Origin of the sequence: Niabella ginsenosidivorans (genome assembly GCF_001654455.1) — a bacterium.
GTDB lineage: Bacteria > Bacteroidota > Bacteroidia > Chitinophagales > Chitinophagaceae > Niabella > Niabella ginsenosidivorans.
In genome coordinates this window covers 4,477,355-4,493,584 of record NZ_CP015772.1, presented here as the reverse complement: position 1 = coordinate 4,493,584, position 16,230 = coordinate 4,477,355, and the positions used below count along the sequence as shown (strand labels likewise).

Genomic DNA, 16,230 nt, shown 5'->3' with positions numbered 1-16,230 from the left:
ACAACTGTTCAATTATAAAGTTAAGGAACTATTGGGTGAAAACTTAATCTGCAGGAAAGTTGATACTGCATTCTTTTTATTAATAATCCGGCCTGTGCGCTTAACCTTCTGCTTTTAGTCGGTGGCGCTGGTTTTGAAGCACATTTTCCAGGCTCCAGGGAATACGCTTTTCAAAGGGATGCTTTCTTTCGGGGCACTGTTCTTTAAAACAAAGCGCACATTGAAAAGGTTTACATCCATCTGAATGCACAAAAAATTCAACGGCTTCCCCGTATTTGTTACGGATAAGGGCAGCCAGTGCATCCACCTCCTGGTGTGCCTGCGCCACGGTCAGGTACCAGGGCACGGTAAGATGGCAGTCTATATGCAGCACGCTTCCGTATTTTATAACGCGGAAATTGTGCAGGTCTATCCAGTTGGCCCTACGGTTTGTATTAAGGTAATCGATCATTGCTGACAGCAGTTGCTGGTCTGCCTCATCCATAATGCCGGCTACAGAGCGGCGCAAAATGGAGTAGGAGGTATAAAGAATATAGCCGGCCAGCATAAGCGCCACAACAGAATCGACCCAATGCCAGTTGGTAAAATAAAGCAACGCCAGGCCTGTAATGATGGCAACGGTAGAATAGGTATCTGTTTGTAAATGCCGGCCGCTTACCTCCAGTGCCAGGGAATGGTTCTTTTTTCCTGTTGCAATACAAATATAGCCTAGGATATAATTAACCAGAGCTGTAACAGTAATCAGGAGCATGCCCAGGTCTAATTTTTGTAAAGGAACAGGATGCACCAGTTGCTCAACAGCTTTATAAAGGATTACCAGCCCGGCAATGCCGATGAGCGTGCCTTCTACAGCCGCCGATAAGAATTCTGCCTTTCCATGGCCATAGGGGTGGTTTTCATCCCTGGGCCTTGCGGCAAGATACAGACTGTATAAACCGATAAACCCGGCAGCAACATTGGCAATGCTCTCTAATGCATCTGTTAATATGGCTACAGAAAAGGTAAAAAAGTAGGCAATGAATTTTATGATCAGCAATACCAGGGATATAAGGGCTACCCATTTCTGGATCTTCAGGTTTTGCTGCGAGCCGGTTCCACGCATGATGAGTTATGCGGTTTTTTGTTTTGTTTTTAAACGTTGCTGTTTTTTTCTGAGCGCGTCCTGCATCTTTCTTTTAAGCCGGTTATAAAACTCTTTATTAAAGAGATTCGAGTCGCGCATGGCTTTATAAGTAAGGAACGCACCGATAGGCGTTAAAATAAAGGTTGAGAGCCACATGCCGGAGAATGGGGTCAGGCTGCCTTCTTTTGCCATTTTTTCGCCGGTGTTCGATGAAAAATAAAAGACCAGGAAGAAAATGATGGCAAAGATCATTGGTGTTCCCAGCCCTCCTTTCCGGATAATGGAGCCCAGCGGGGCGCCGATCATGAACATTAAAAAACAAGCCAGGGCCAGCACAATTTTTTTATGCCACTCAATTTTATAACGGCGGATGCTCTTTTCCTGCTCCTGTATGCTTCCCAGGTTAATGCTGGCATTATCCTTTGCTATATTTATATTACCAATGGCCCGTTCTGTAAGGTTCAACTGGGCACTGTCCGGCAAAAAGGCCGTTATGGTATTGGCTTCCAGTTTGCGTTTTGCAAGTGCAGCAGAATCCCGCCGGGCGGCAGAATCCTTTTTAAGCGCCCGGGCAGCGGCAGGTGTGGTTGCTGCAGCCACTGTATCCGGTTTCTTTAGAGCAGCAGCCTGCCGGCTTTTGCTGTTTCTGATGCGTTTACTGCTTCCTGCCAGTGCAGTGCTTCCGGCGGAATCTTTTTTCCGCACCGTACTGTCTGAAGGCGTTTTTGCTTTATCCGTTAATGTGGATACCGCCCTTCCCGTGATGCTGTCAAGACCACGGAAAGCATCATTGTTTTTCTTGAAATTTAAAACAGAATCCGGGATAACAACGCCTTTTACCACGCTGTCCTTATACATCAGCAGGCTGAAATTATTGCGCATACTGCTCCGGTAGCGGTCTATTTCCAGATTGGCAAACCGGGTCATGGAATCGATGGCAATGTCCAGTTGCCGCATGCTCAGCACCCGCTCATTGTTGCGGTTGCTGCTGTCGTCTGAGGCTTTAAAATTAAAGGAACTGATGTCCAGTTGCATTTTATATTCCTTAAATCCAAGGCGGATGTATTCCGTGGAAGAATCGGAACGGCTTCCCCGTTCCTGGTAGCGCCATCCGTCTTTGAAAACAATATCCAGGAAGCGCTTATCCGGGGAAGGCTTCATTACCCCGTCTTTAGCCACCACAAAATTATCCTGCAGCCCGCCCCCGCTGTAATTATTCTCAAATACAATTACGTCGCGGATGGTGCTGTCGTCTTTTTCTTTTTTACCGATCTTTATGGCGAAGCGGTCCAGCTTGTCATAAAACACGCCTTCCTTTATATCAAAAGCGGGTTTTGCCAGCACAATATCGGCCAGCATGGTACGCGATTTTAATGTTGCTACCGGAATAATATAATTGGCAAAAAGAAAGGCACCAAGACTGATCAGCAGCGATACAAATACCAGCGGCCGCATAAAGCGCAGCAGAGAAATGCCGGCAGACTTAATGGCTACCAGTTCAAAGGATTCGCCCAGGTTCCCAAAAGTCATTAAGGACGAAAGGAGCACAGCAAGTGGTAATGCCAGCGGGATCAGCACAGCGCTCTGGTACCAGATAAATTTTAAAATGGTAACAGCGTCCAGCCCTTTGCCTACAAAATCATCAATCCAGAGCCAGAAGAACTGCATTACCAGTACAAAAAGGGTAATGAAAAAAGTAGCCACAAACGGGCCGATAAATGATTTAATAATAAGTTTATCTAACTTTTTCAACTGCTTCCTGTTTCTGGTTCATAGTTCATGGCATATTGTTCATAGAACATGGAGCATGAACTATGATCTATGAACTTTCTAACCCTAATTCATTATTTTGCAAATAACGTATACAATAATGGAACAAACAAAATTAAGCCTTTCTGCAGAGGAGTTTGCAATAGCCGCCAATGCCGGCATTATTTTAACAAAGAATGCAGTTTTACAAAAGGTAAAAGCTGCGCTGGATGCATTGCATGCCTGGGCAATTGATCTTGTTCAAAACCGGCAGGGCCTGCCGCCTGCTTCTTTTGCAATCAATGGCAAGGTTTCCAAAGGTGAAAACTATAACGGGCTTCCGTATGTAGTGCTGGATTACCCGCGCAATTTTAAACAGGAACATATTTTTGCAATCAGAAGCATGTTCTGGTGGGGCAGGCAAATAAGCACCACGTTACATCTCTCAGGAGAGTGGAAACAACTTTTTGCACCCGCCATCAGCAGGCATTTTGCGCTGCTGCAAAAAAAGGGTTTTTACCTGAGCTACAGCGGGGATGAATGGGATCATGATCTGCTGGGGAGCAACTATATTTCTTTGGCAGGATTAACAGCCCATCAGCTAAAGCAGGCAATTGCAGGGCATGCCTTCATTAAAATAGCATCCTTTGCTCCTGTCAGTAAACTTAAAGAGGCGCCGGAACTTTGGAGAGATGCGTTCAGCACATTCATTGAAATACTCAGCCGTCAGCATTAAAATTTTCCGGCGGGTCTAATTGCCAAGCCTGTGAAATAATTCCTTTACCTGGTAATCCCAAAGCTGGCTCTGATCCTTAATATCTCTTTTTTCAGCAAAATCGGTAATGACAAGGATCGTTTGGTTCGTTATTTCAGATTTATCAATACGAAATTCAAAATATTCGTTTTTGGGGGAGTTTACCCAATGAAAGCGAATGAATTTTTCTTCTTCCTGGTCCACAACTTCCGCTTCCTCGTTTGAGCCGTTCCACCCGAAATAGAAGCGGCCTCCCCGTTCGTCCACGCTTTCTGCAAACCACTCGCCCAATCCGTTGGAGGTTGCCAGAAACTCATACAGGATTGTTGGTGAGCAACGAACAGGATATTCCAGTGTGTACAGCTGTTTACTCATTTCTTTTTCAATATATTTATAGATGCAATAAGTCGCAATAATATAAAAATTATCATACTTTCAAAATTTTTTTTAAAATCAAGGGTTTATGCACAGCGATTCCGTTTTTGAGCCAGGAATTTCCTGTAGGGTGTTTGGCCGGCGATGATGGCTGCTGCCTTGTAAAATAGTATATTTGCTGTCATTTTTAAAACGGTGTGGCAGGGCTGATGGGCAAGGCTGTTGTTAAAATTAATGGTGAGCCTGTTTGCAACGAGTGACAGGAGCGATAATTATATTTGAATAATTTGTTCTAAATCAACAAATAATCAGTAAAGAATGTTCAATAATTTACAGGATAAGTTAGAATCGGCCTTTAAGAACCTGAAAGGCCAGGCCCGTATTACAGAGTTAAACGTGGCTTCCACGATAAAGGAGATCCGCCGCGCACTGGTGGATGCGGATGTGAATTATAAGATTGCCAAGGATTTTACCGACAAGATCAAAGAAAAGGCAATGGGCGAAAAGGTGCTGAACGCTGTCAGCCCGGGCCAGCTGATGGTAAAAATTGTGAAGGATGAGCTAACGGAGCTGATGGGTGGCGAGGAAGCCGGCTTTAATGCAAAAGGCAACCCGGCAGTGATCCTGATTGCGGGATTGCAGGGTAGCGGTAAGACCACTTTCAGCGGCAAGCTGGCCAACTACCTGAAAACCAAGAAAGGATTGTCGCCCATGCTGGTGGCGGCAGACATTTACCGCCCTGCGGCGATGGAACAGTTGCGCGTTTTGGGGGAGCAGATCGGCGTGGAAGTACATATTGAAGCTGAAAATAAAGATGCTGTCAGCATTGCCAAAAATGCAATTGCGGAATCAAGATCTAAAAACAAGAATGTTGTTATTATAGATACAGCCGGTCGTCTGGCAATTGATGAGCAGATGATGACCGAAGTAGCCAATATTAAAAATGCGGTAAACCCGCAGGAGATCCTGTTTGTGGTGGATAGCATGACCGGACAGGACGCTGTAAACACGGCCAGGGCCTTTAACGAGCGGCTGGATTTCAGCGGTGTGGTTTTAACCAAGCTGGATGGTGATACCCGTGGCGGGGCTGCCTTATCTATCAAATACACGGTTCAGAAACCTATTAAGTTTGTAAGCAACGGAGAAAAAATGGATGCGCTGGATGTGTTCTACCCGGAGCGGATGGCACAGCGGATCCTGGGCATGGGAGATATTACCACGCTTGTGGAACGTGCACAGCAGCAGTTTGATGAAGAGCAGGCAAAGAAGCTGGAAAGCAAGATCCGGAAAAATAAATTTGACTTTGCCGATTTTAAAATGCAGTTGGAGCAGATCAAGAAAATGGGCAATATGAAAGACCTGCTGGGCATGATCCCCGGAGTAGGCGCTAAAATAAAAGACCTCGACATCAGCGATGAAAGCTTTAAAGGCATAGAGGCAATGATCGACTCTATGACCCCCGAAGAGCGCAGCAACCCCGACCTGATCAATGGCAGCCGCCGCAAACGTATTGCTTTGGGCAGCGGAAAGGATATTGCTGACGTGAACGCCTTTATGAAGCAATTTGAACAGATGCGCGACATGATGAAGAACATGAACAAAATGGGCGCATTCGGCCGCATGATGCCGGGCATGGGCAAATTTAAAATGCCATCCTGAAAGCACAGGCACAGATACTTCCGCGAAATACGCAGAATAAGAAGCATAGCCTCGATTGGATGTGTTAACAAGGAACTTTAGTTCGTTGCTGAAATAACGGTAACGAAAGCAGAGAGCCATAAGCTCGGACCATAAGATAACAGCAATAGTGCACATGCCAGGACGCAGGACCGCATCCATAGACCCGCCCGGGAACAGAAGAACTTCAATTAATCGTTAAAGCCTTTAAACTCCGGAGCAACCTGCTTTTTCCATTCCGGGTGCCGTTTTATATAGGCAAAAATAAAGGGGCACAAAGGAATAAGCGTTTTATTGCTTTGTGCAATGTATTCCAGTGTTTTTTCCACCACGGCTGTGCCGGCCCCTTTGCCTTCCAGCTCCGGTGCTGCTTCCGTATGAATTAATGTAAAATGACCAGGCGTTTCATGGAACTTTATGAAAGCCTTATAGCCATCAATGGTTATTTCAAATTGCTGCAAGGCATCATTTTTTATCAATGGGATCTCAGTATACTCCGGTTTCATAATTGATGGGTTTGTTTATTTTTTTTAAGGCGCCGTTTTTTCCCGGTTCAGCTGACTTTTACTACCAGCCTTTTCCCTGGAGAAACGGGCTTATTCCATGCATTCTGAATATCCTCTAAGGGCACTACATCTACTTCCAGGTGCAGCTTTTTTTCAGCCACCAGTTGAAATGCTTCCGGAAGCAGCGAGGTATTAAATTGCTGGAACTGCCGGGAAGAAAGGCTGCCAAATCCTGATCCGAGGATCTCAATATCGCTGCTGCGTAAAGTACCGGAGCTTAGGGGCAGCAGGTCTCCGGCCATAGCGCCTACGGTTACAATGGTCACCTTATCCGACACATAATTGACGCCTGCTCCTTGCAGCGCTTCAAGGAGCATGGCAGCGGGCCTGCCCCATAAATAATCGATTACATAATCAATATGGGTCTGCTGATGGATCGATTTTATCTGGGTGATGACCTCAGCATCCTCCTGTAAAAGAGAGATGATATGATCTGCGCCCAGCTCTTTTGCTTTTTCCAGTTGCCTTGCATTGCGCCCTGTTGCAATGACAGTTCCTGCCCCGTAATATTTTGCCAGTTGCACAGCTATGATGCCGGTAACGCCTGTGGCGCCATTTACAAGAACGGTGCTGCCCTGCTTTATTTTTGCACGGAATTGTAATGCCATTGCTGAGCCAATAACCGCATTGGGCAGCGCGGCGGCTGTATCAGCATCAATTCCCTCCGGTAATTTTATATACTGTCCTTTGTTAATGACCGCTTTTTCTGCAAGGGTACCTGAAACGCCCTGTGCATAAACAGGAGTGCCGTCTGCCAGTAATCCCACACCATCAATACCGGCTACTGCGGGTAATTGTTTATATCCGGAATAGTGTGTGCCTGCAGCCCTTGCCTTATCTAAATTTTTTACAGAGGCTGACTTTATGGTTATGATCTCCTGCTGATCATTAGCAATAACAGGGTCGGGGAATTCTTCATAAACAGGCGCTTCGCCCAGTTTTTTTAAAACAGCTGCCTTCATACTATTTGATTTTTATATTAGGGGATTGTTGCGGTAAAGGAACAAAACCGGTGTCGCCAGGCACCGGAGGAAAGTGTTGTTCCAGCCAGTCCTGTTTGGCTTTTTCGATCGTTGCCCTGTCGGAGCTGACAAAGTTCCAGTAAATGAACCGTTCTTCCGGGAATGGGGCTCCACCAAAGATAAACACTGTTGTGTGATCCGTTGTTTCAAATTCGCACAGCGTGCTATCCCTGGCTACCAGTAGTTGTTTAGGGCCATACGTGTTTCCGTCACTAAGCATGTTGCCTTCAAGAATATACAGGCCGCTTTCCCCATAGAGGTCTTTTCCTATTGCTACTTTTTGCCCCTTGGGCGTTATTATTTTGATGAAGTATTGCGGACTGTGCACCGGTACCGGGGAAGTTTTGCCAAACGCGGTTCCTGCTATTAATTTTAGCTGCATGCCATCCTGTTCCCAGGCAGGAATGTCTTCAGCGGCTACGTGCGTAAAGGAAGGCTCCGTTTGCTCCAGCTCTTTTGGTAAGGCCACCCATATTTGCAGTCCATGCAGTTTTTTGTCCGAGGTCCTTAAATGCTCCGGGGTTCTTTCAGAATGGGTCACCCCTTTTCCGGCAGTCATCCAGTTCACCGCGCCCGGCTGTATTTCCACTGCAGTGCCCAGGCTGTCCCTGTGCATAATGGCGCCTTCAAACAAATAGGTAAGCGTAGAAAGCCCGATATGCGGATGCGGAGGCACATCCAGGTTCTGATAGTTCTTCAGATCTGCCGGCCCCATGTGGTCAATAAATATAAAGGGGCCTACCATCCGCTTTTGACGGAAGGGCAACAGGCGCCCTACAAAAAAATTACCGATGTCTGCGGCGCGTTCTTCTATGATCATTCCAATATTTGACATAACGTGTTATTTATCTGAAAATAAATAAAACCTGCGGAACCATCCTGATCCTGCAGGTTTTGTTGTTACAGGGTACCAAACTTGCCGTTCCGGAAATCCTCTATGGCTTCATAAATTTCCTCCTGCGTGTTCATTACAAAAGGGCCGTATGCGGCAATGGGCTCCTCTATCGGTTCGCCGCCCAGCAATAACATGATTGCATTTTCTGCGGCTTTAATGGTGACGGTTTCCCCTTCATTATTAAACTGTACAAAACTGTGCTCAGCAGCTTGTGATCCGTTTACCTCCACATTGCCTTTAATGATTAACAGGGCAGCATTATAGTTTTCCGGGAGCTGTGTAGTTACCGTACCGCCTGCTTTTAAGCGGATGTCTGAAAGGACTATTGGCGTATAGGTTTGCGCCGGGCCTTTTACGCCGTTAAATGTTCCGGCTATCACATTGACGGTACCGCCGTTATCGGGAATTTCGTATTTGCCCATGCGTTGTTTACCAACAGACTGATAGCGCGGTTGGGCATTTTTGTTCTTTGCAGGAAGATTTACCCAAAGCTGCACCATCTCAAACGGGCCGCCGGTTTTTGAAAATTGCTCCTCATGAAACTCCTTATGCAGGATGCCGGCGCCGGCCGTCATCCACTGTACGTCTCCTTCGTTGATGATACCGCCGCCACCACTGCTGTCTGCATGCTGTACACTTCCCTTGTAAGCAATAGTAACGGTTTCAAATCCTTTATGCGGGTGCGTTCCAAAGCCTTTGGGAATTTCAGACGGACCAAAATCGTATTCCGGGTTAAAGTCCAGTACCAGGAAAGGGCTTATTGCCCGCCTTTCCACTGCTGTGGGTATGAATCCGAATACCCTGAACCCGTCACCTACCATATGTGGTTGTGCAGGGCGGGGCGTTATTTTTGCGATTGTTTTTTGCATATTATTCCTTCTTCCTGTTCTACAGGATTTCAATTGTAATTTCAGGGCTTTTAAACCCGTCATCGATCACGGAAAAAGAAGACCGGGGCGCGGCCGCTTTATCGGTTATAAATGTTTCAATTTCTTTTTCCAGGCTGTTGGCCGTTTCATCCGTATAAGTGATCCACATACTATCGTGCTGCTGTATGGAAAGCAATTTTTTCAGTTTTGCCTCTTCCTTTTCTTCCAGCCAGGCGTCCGGGGCGGTTACTACCTCAAAATCGATTTGCTGCATTTTTTCGATGGCCTCTTCAACTGTTGCTGCTGGAACAATGCTCCAGTCCGAATGTTTTTTTAAATGATCGGTTATATGGTTGCTGATATTAATTCCAAGAATAGCTGCTTTCATAATTATTGCTCCTTTTCTATAAAGTTACAACAATGCTGCGCTCTTATTCTTAATGTAGGTTAAGTAGTGAATAGGGAGAGGGATAAATAAGGAATAAGAAATAGGAAGCAGATGGTAGTAAGTAGGTGATGGGCGAGTGGAGAGTCAATGGTAGACAGTCCATGGTTCATAGTTCATAGGCTCTTCCTTCTCAATTCTGAAGACTGAAGACTGAAAACTCAATTCCCGAATCTCAACGCTCAATTCTTTTCCTCACATAGCTGAAGCGCCACAGGAACAGGAAACAATATATTGCCCAAAGCAGGAGCAGGTGCAGCAGCGGTTCTTTATTATCCAGCAGGTTGCCGCCTGCCTGAACAACAGATTGATAACTTTTTAAAAAGGGTGTGGTAGGCAACAGTGCTGACAGCCACTGAACGGTGCGGGGTAAAGAATGGTAGGGCATTGAATAACCGGTGATCAGGAAGATGGGATAGGAGGAGAAGGCCATCACCTGCATACCCATTAAGGGCGACCTGAAAAAAGAGCCGATGAATAAGCCCATAGGGATCAGCGCGGCAATAAAAACGGCGCTCAGCAGCAACAGGCTGAACCCGCTGCCCCGCATAGGCACCCGTAGCACGGTAAAATTGATGGTTACAAAAAACAGCCCGATGATCAGGAAGATGACCAGGTAGAAAATCCCTTTACCCAGCAGCACAGCAGAACTGTTACCCATCCGGAAAAGCCCGGAAAACCGTTGTTCCCGTTCAATGCCCATACCTGCCACCAGGCCTATCAATAATGTTTGCTGTAAAATGATGGCCAAAAGCCCCGGCAATAAAAATGCCCCGTAGCTGGAGGTCTCATTATACAGCGGCCGGTAATCTAAACTTAAAGGATTGGCCTGCTGTAATGCCGCTTCGTTACCGGTACCCTGTTTGCTGATGTATTTCATACGTATTCCCGCGCCAAGCGTTAAACTAATCTTTGACAGGGTGGCTGTAAGATCGCTGGAAGGCAGAAAGCGGGAAGCATTTACTGCAAGCGTAACAGTGGCTTTTTGCAAACCCAGTACTTTTTCCTGTAGCCCTTTTTCTAAAAATAAATAGCCCTGCACGGCTCCGTGATATAATTGCTGTTCTGCATCGTTCAGATCGCTGGCATAAACGGCATCTGCCATTTGTGTGGCGTTAAGCTGGGTAGCGATCATACGCGACAATTCACTGCCGTCCATATCCACTACTGCGATCTTTACCTTTTCCTCCAGCTTATTGGCATAAATGCTTCCGTACATAAACGCGTAGGCGATTGGTGCGATCAGGAAAATAAGCACCAGCGCCTTTTGGGCGGAAACAAACCGGATCTCCCGTTTTAATATGTTGATGACCGACTTCAAGCCAGAACCGTTTTGTTGTTATTTATTTTTTGTTGAAGCAATATGATGGATACCAGTAGTGTTACACCAATAAAAAGAAGCAGCACGCCACATTCCTTACGGGCATAGTATAAAGGCAGCTGCATGAAATATACTTTTATAAATCCGTCAAGAAAAGGAGTGTATGGCATCAGGCCGGCATAAAACTGGTCGTACCAGGGCATGGCCCACCGGGGGAAAGTAAAACCACTGAACACAAAAGCAGGGGACGTATAGAACAGCGCCACATCCGTTGCCGTAATAACATCACTGACAATGGTGGAAACCAGGATCCCAATACCAATACAGGCCAGGGATAACAGGGAAAAAAGTACAAAGAAAGGCCAGAAGGCACCGGGTTTGGAAAGCCCGTAAAGCGGAAAGATAATTCCGGCAATTAAAAGGTAATTGATCCAGGCCACGGTTAAATGGGCAATGTTTTTTCCAATAATGATAGAAGCGGCAGATCCCTTTGCGGTTTGGATCAGCTCTTCAAACGTTTTTGTTTTTTTTCATAGTTGATCAGCAAAACGCCCGCCAGGATCAGCGCCATCTGGAAGCCAACCGTGATCAGTCCGGGTGTGAGGTACTGCTGGTAATTATAATCAGGGTTATAAAGGGTAACGGTATTGAGCTGGATGGGCTGTAATAACGCCATAGCCTTCCCTTCCGGCATTCCCTGCCTGGTAAACTTTTGCAGTACTACTGCCAGCCCGCCTTTTACAATAACGCCGGCCGCATCTTTATAGATCAGTTTAGCGGGCACAATGGCCGCTGCATTGGTATAAACGGTTACTACGGAGGGGTGATTGCTTTTGAGATTGGCTTCCATGCGCGGCGGAAAGTGTATGGCTCCGGAAACCCTGCCGCTTCTAATTGCCGACCGCACCTGGTTTTCATCGGTTGCAATGCTGCTGATGCGGATGCTTTGAGTGGCATTGAGTATATCAGTAAGCCGGGTGCTGAGCGCCGAATGGTCTTCATCCCAGACCATGACGGGCATATCCTCTGCGAATTTTTTATTGTAAATAAGGCCAAAGAACAGGAACACAACCGGCGGAATCACCAGCAGCACTACATAGTGCGCCGGCAGGGATACGATCCGCTTCCACTCTCTTATAATTATGTGGGCAAAAGTATTCATCAGGGTACTATCAGTTGTGCGGTCATTCCGGAACGTAGCCCCTGTATTGCATTGCTGTTTTGTGGCGTTACTTTGATGCTGAAGGTGCGCAGCTCCATCTGACCCGACTGGTCGGCCGGTACCCAGTTGGCATAGCCCAGAGCGGGCGCCAGTTCCGTTACCGTTCCTTTCATTTTCTCGGGCACACAGCCCGGTATCTTCAGATCCACTACAGTGCCCTTTGCTATTTTTGACATCTGGTCCTGCCGGATATTAAAGTTGACAAAAAAAGAATTGGTTTTCTGGAGCGTCATTATGGGGTAACCCGCGTTTACCATTTCTCCCTGTTTGGAGATCAGCGAGGTAATAATGCCTGAGGCAGGTGCTTTTATTTCAGTGCCTTCTTTTATATTATGGGCCAGTTGCTCGGCGCCTTTTGCCTGGCTGAGCATTGATGCTGCTGACCCCAGCATTTGCGGGTTGCTTCCTTTGCGCAGCAACTGCACATTGAGTTTGGCGGTTTCCAGCTCCTTTTTTGCAGCCTCATATTTAAAGCTGATCAGGTCCTTTTCCTGTCCTGAAATAACGCCCTGATCGTATAATTTGATCATACGGTCATAGGTTTTTGTAACCAGGTCCAGCTGCTGCTCCGCGATCTGCTGAATGTTCACCGCAGACTGCACTACTTCCGGTGCCACCCCTCTTTTTAAAAGATCCAGGTTTTGCTGTGCAATGTTTACCGCATCAGCCGCCTGTGAGCTTACAACGTCAAAACTTTCACTTTTCAGAGCGGCCAGCAATTGTCCTTCGGCAACCGTGTCGCCCACCGTTACCTTTATTACTTCCAGCCGTCCCGGCATACCGGCGCTTACGTCTATGCTGGAGGCGTCTACCATACCGGTAACCGTTGCTTCCGGCTTGTTTTTATCTTTCCTGAACAGGAAGAAAAAGGCAATAAGCAGTATCACAACAGGAATTAAAATTGCCCGGTAATTTTTAAAACCCGCTGTTTTACGCCGTGATGGTGCATTTGTTTGCTGTTCCATTTTAAAAATTTGTTTTACCTGTTTTAATTGATGAACTGTGCTATGGTTTCCGGCTTCCCTAAAATATAGAAATAGGTTGCTATTGCAATCTTGTAGGCCAACAGGGAGGTGTAATAGATTTTTTCTGCTTCAAATTGCAGCTGTTGCGCATCATTAACATCTTTAACGGAAGCCAGGCTGTTCTCCAGTCTTGTTTGTACAATAGCTGCTGTATTAGCGGCTTCACTGCTTGCCATTTTTAACGTAAGCATCTGGTTGCGCAGCGACAGGATTTTATTTTGCGCTATACGGGTGCCCAGGTTCAGCGTTTCCTTTTTTTGCCGGATGAGCAATTCGCTTTCGGTGGATAGGGATCTTGCTGCTTTTACCTTTTTGGAGTTCTGTACCCAGTCTAAAAGGCTCCACTGCATTTCAATGCCAACCATCCATGGTGGCATAATGGCTGGTAAGTTCTTTTGCAGGAACTGATAGTTGGCGATCCCGAAAACATTGGGAATATTGGCTGTTTTTGTTGTTTTTACAACAATATTCGCTTCATCGTGCTTGCTGTTTAATAAACGCAGATCCGGGTTTTGTTCAATATCCGGGTCTAAGAATTCCGGTGGCAATTGTGCATTGTCAGCTAAAGTGTCATTGATGATAACCGAATCTGTCAGCGCCATGCCCATCAGCTGCTTCATTTGCAACAATGCGTTTTCCTTTTCCAGTTTTAAGTTTTCATAGCTGGTGCGGCCCTGTGCCTGTATGACATCTGCCCATTTTTTCTGATAGGGGGGAATGATCTCTGCTTTTAGCAAATCTTCAGCAGACTGCTGGGTTTTGTTAAAAGCTGTTACCAGCTGGGCCTGTTTATTAAGCATAGAGTTGAGGTACAGGATCTGGATGTACTGGGAAGCGATGCTGAATTTTAACTGATCATTCACCGCATCCAGGTTTACCTTGCCGGATTCCAGCTGCTGCTTTGCAAGCTCCTGCAGGGCTTTTAATTTGCCGCCCAGGTAAATGGGCTGGCGAAAAAGAATGCCTGCCGTTACAAAATCCTGCCTGCTGATTTCGGGGTTACCGGTTGGATAAAAAGCATTAATGATGCTCTCTGTTGTAGAATAGATCCTATCCTGCACCGCTTTTGGCAGCTCATTGCCTGTGATCTGGTTATAAAGGGTATTGGCGGTATTTACACTTTGGTTAGCGGCGCCTTCCACAATGCCATCTTTTAGTTCACCCATATCCAGCGTGAGCGGCTTGCTAAGGTGGTTATAGCCTGCAAGCAGATCGGCTTTGGGCAGCAGGTTTAATTTTGAAGCGTTATACTGCTGCTGACGGGTTTCAACAGACTGTCTGGCCAGCCGGGCCACCGTGTTATTTTCAAGCGCTTTATGAATGCAATCCTGTAATGAAAGCGACTGTTGTGCCCTGCAATAATTGAAAGAAAGCAGCAGAGGGATGAGGAAAGGCAGCATCTTTTTCATTATGGAAGAGTATTTTATTCCAAAAATAACTATTCCGGCAGAGATACCATTCCACCCCCGGCATAAGTTTACAGGCATCACAGATCCGGGGAGTGTTTGATCAATTACAAAAAAACAAAGATACGATCGCGGGTCCTGTAAGCGGCTGCCTTTGCTGCCAGGCGCTGCTGCCATTAGCGCTGCCGGTTAAAGACGAGCTTATTGGCAAGGCTGATCTCATCACTGTTGATCGTATGCCCCATATTGGCATATACTTTTTCCGTAACATCCGCATTCATTTGTTTCAGAATATTTGCGGTGGCATATACCCGCTCAACCGGCACATGAAAATCCGGATCGCTTGTTCCGATAAAAACAGGAGTCTGCTTAAAATCGCCCTTATAACGATGCGGGTTGATCCTGTCGCCGATCAGCCCGCCTGTAAAAGCCACGGCACCGCCATACTGTGTAGCATTCCGTGCAATGAATTCCAGCGTAAGGCAGGCGCCCTGGGAAAAGCCCAGGTAGTAGATATTGTCTTTTGTAATGCCTGCTTTCTCTGCTGCAGCAGTTGTTTGCTGCACTATGTCAATTGCGGAAGACAGCCAGGGCTCATTTTCGTGAACCGGAGCCATAAAAGAATAAGGATACCAGGTATGGTTGGTGGCCTGCGGTGCCAGCAACGCAAAACCGGTGAGCTGCAAATGAGCTGCCAGGGATAGTATATCTTCTGCGCTGGCACCGCGGCCATGAAGCAGAATTAATGCTTTTTCAGCTTCGCTCAGTTCCTTTCCACCTTTGATGATCTGTAATGTATGCATTGTAATTATTTGAACTGTGACCAATTATTTTTAAAAGGAGGTAATATTGCTGTAAGATGTTTCCGCTGATGTTCAAATTGCGGTGGTAACATAAGATGCATGCCTAATGCCTCCGGGGGCTCATCTGTAGTAAACCCGGGAGTGGCTGTGGCCACCTCCAGCAAAACGCCGCCCGGCTCCCGGAAATAAACGGATGTAAAATAGTTGCGATCCTTTACAGGCGTGGGAGCCAGTCCCCGACCAATGACCCGTTGCCTTATTGTTTCCTGTGCTGCCGGGCCGGTTGCTTTAAGTGCTATATGATGAACAGTGCCGCTTCCTGCCAGGCCCTTCAGGCTTTCCGGCGTACTTATAAGATCTATGTAATGGCCCGGAGCGTCTGCGGTAGCCAGACGGGTCCTGTTGCCGGACTGCCGGATAACAGTGTGATCAAGCTGATCTGTGAATAAATTCATTGTAAGCTCTGCACGATCCAGCCACAGCTCAACGTGGTACAGCCCTTTAATGCTGTACGCTTTTGGAATAATAGTATTATTCCATCCCGGCCGGTTGTCTTTTTCATTAAAGACCAGCTCGAGGCCCAGCCCGTCCTCATCTTCAAAATACACCACTATTTCATCCGGGAACCGCTGCTGCGGCTTTTTGTAAGGGATGTTGAATTTTTTTAGCCGCTGCAGCCAGTAATCCATTGCAGCCAGATCTGCAGAAAACCCCGTAGTGCTTGCCGTTCCTTTGCCCTGCCGGCCGTTGATGAGGCCCTGGTAGGGGAAAAACGTAAGCAGGGTGGAGGGGGCGCCGGTTTCAGTACCATAATAAAAATGATACACCTCCGGCGCATCAAAGTTCACCGTTTGCTTTACCAGCCGCAGGCCCAGCACCCCGGCATAAAAATCAATATTGTTTTGTATGCTGCTGCTGATCGCTGTTACGTGATGCAATCCATCTATAAGCCTGCCCATGATGCCTGTTTTAATAAGT

The 16,230-nt window shown here is 46.7% G+C and carries 17 protein-coding genes; 2 read left to right on the top strand and 15 right to left on the bottom strand.

Features of this window, described 5'->3' with window-relative positions; all coding sequences use genetic code 11:
• Positions 1-100: 100 nt before the first annotated feature.
• On the bottom strand, positions 101-1,102 hold the full coding sequence (locus tag A8C56_RS19005; protein ID WP_067759576.1) for a cation diffusion facilitator family transporter: 1,002 nt from the start codon (positions 1,100-1,102) through the stop codon (positions 101-103).
• A 6-nt stretch (positions 1,103-1,108) separates the two neighbouring features.
• Positions 1,109-2,875 carry an LptF/LptG family permease gene (locus A8C56_RS19000; RefSeq protein ID WP_067759574.1) on the bottom strand — a complete coding sequence of 589 codons (1,767 nt, stop codon included), beginning with the start codon at positions 2,873-2,875 and terminating at the stop codon, positions 1,109-1,111.
• A 118-nt stretch (positions 2,876-2,993) separates the two neighbouring features.
• On the opposite strand from A8C56_RS19000, the gene A8C56_RS18995 reads away from it, so the two are divergent.
• Positions 2,994-3,608, top strand: coding sequence for a hypothetical protein (locus A8C56_RS18995; RefSeq protein WP_067759571.1), 615 nt, complete (start codon positions 2,994-2,996; stop codon positions 3,606-3,608).
• Between the two features lie 15 nt (positions 3,609-3,623).
• Here A8C56_RS18995 and A8C56_RS18990 read toward each other — a convergent pair whose 3' ends face one another.
• On the bottom strand, positions 3,624-4,001 hold the full coding sequence (locus A8C56_RS18990) for an START-like domain-containing protein (protein WP_067759569.1): 378 nt from the start codon (positions 3,999-4,001) through the stop codon (positions 3,624-3,626).
• Positions 4,002-4,319: 318 nt separating this feature from the next.
• Between A8C56_RS18990 and ffh the strand changes: the two genes are divergently transcribed.
• Positions 4,320-5,660, top strand: coding sequence for a signal recognition particle protein (gene ffh / locus A8C56_RS18985; RefSeq protein WP_067759566.1), 1,341 nt, complete (start codon positions 4,320-4,322; stop codon positions 5,658-5,660).
• Positions 5,661-5,869: 209 nt separating this feature from the next.
• On the opposite strand, the gene A8C56_RS18980 is transcribed toward ffh, so the two are convergent.
• From A8C56_RS18980 to A8C56_RS18930, 12 genes are all read right to left on the bottom strand, one after another.
• Positions 5,870-6,184, bottom strand: coding sequence for a GNAT family N-acetyltransferase (locus A8C56_RS18980; RefSeq protein WP_067759564.1), 315 nt, complete (start codon positions 6,182-6,184; stop codon positions 5,870-5,872).
• A gap of 47 nt (positions 6,185-6,231) precedes the next feature.
• A complete protein-coding gene (locus A8C56_RS18975) occupies positions 6,232-7,206 on the bottom strand; it encodes a quinone oxidoreductase family protein (protein ID WP_067759561.1) in 975 nt (324 codons plus the stop codon).
• A 1-nt stretch (position 7,207) separates the two neighbouring features.
• The gene (locus A8C56_RS18970; protein WP_067759559.1) at positions 7,208-8,101 is read right to left on the bottom strand and encodes a pirin family protein; all 894 of its coding nucleotides are present in this window, start codon (positions 8,099-8,101) and stop codon (positions 7,208-7,210) included.
• Between the two features lie 65 nt (positions 8,102-8,166).
• Entirely contained in the window at positions 8,167-9,030 is an 864-nt protein-coding gene (locus A8C56_RS18965) for a pirin family protein (RefSeq protein WP_067759556.1), read from the bottom strand.
• A 19-nt stretch (positions 9,031-9,049) separates the two neighbouring features.
• The gene (locus tag A8C56_RS18960; protein WP_067759554.1) at positions 9,050-9,418 is read right to left on the bottom strand and encodes a hypothetical protein; all 369 of its coding nucleotides are present in this window, start codon (positions 9,416-9,418) and stop codon (positions 9,050-9,052) included.
• 232 nt (positions 9,419-9,650) lie between these two features.
• Positions 9,651-10,796, bottom strand: a complete 1,146-nt coding sequence (locus A8C56_RS18955) for an ABC transporter permease (RefSeq protein ID WP_067759552.1) — start codon at positions 10,794-10,796, stop codon at positions 9,651-9,653.
• Positions 10,793-11,263, bottom strand: a complete 471-nt coding sequence (locus A8C56_RS25345; RefSeq protein ID WP_317041116.1) for an ABC transporter permease — start codon at positions 11,261-11,263, stop codon at positions 10,793-10,795. The genes A8C56_RS18955 and A8C56_RS25345 overlap by 4 nt, the downstream gene beginning before the upstream one ends.
• A gap of 35 nt (positions 11,264-11,298) precedes the next feature.
• Positions 11,299-11,958, bottom strand: a complete 660-nt coding sequence (locus tag A8C56_RS25340) for an ABC transporter permease (RefSeq protein ID WP_218917202.1) — start codon at positions 11,956-11,958, stop codon at positions 11,299-11,301.
• On the bottom strand, positions 11,958-12,983 hold the full coding sequence (locus A8C56_RS18945; protein WP_067759550.1) for an HlyD family secretion protein: 1,026 nt from the start codon (positions 12,981-12,983) through the stop codon (positions 11,958-11,960). The genes A8C56_RS25340 and A8C56_RS18945 overlap by 1 nt, the downstream gene beginning before the upstream one ends.
• A 23-nt stretch (positions 12,984-13,006) precedes the next feature.
• Positions 13,007-14,452 (bottom strand): TolC family protein, encoded by a 1,446-nt coding sequence (locus A8C56_RS18940; protein ID WP_169818803.1) that lies wholly within the window; start codon positions 14,450-14,452, stop codon positions 13,007-13,009.
• 173 nt (positions 14,453-14,625) lie between these two features.
• Positions 14,626-15,252 (bottom strand): alpha/beta hydrolase, encoded by a 627-nt coding sequence (locus A8C56_RS18935; protein ID WP_067759547.1) that lies wholly within the window; start codon positions 15,250-15,252, stop codon positions 14,626-14,628.
• Between the two features lie 5 nt (positions 15,253-15,257).
• Positions 15,258-16,211, bottom strand: a complete 954-nt coding sequence (locus tag A8C56_RS18930; protein WP_067759545.1) for a VOC family protein — start codon at positions 16,209-16,211, stop codon at positions 15,258-15,260.
• Between the last annotated feature and the right edge of the window lie 19 nt (positions 16,212-16,230).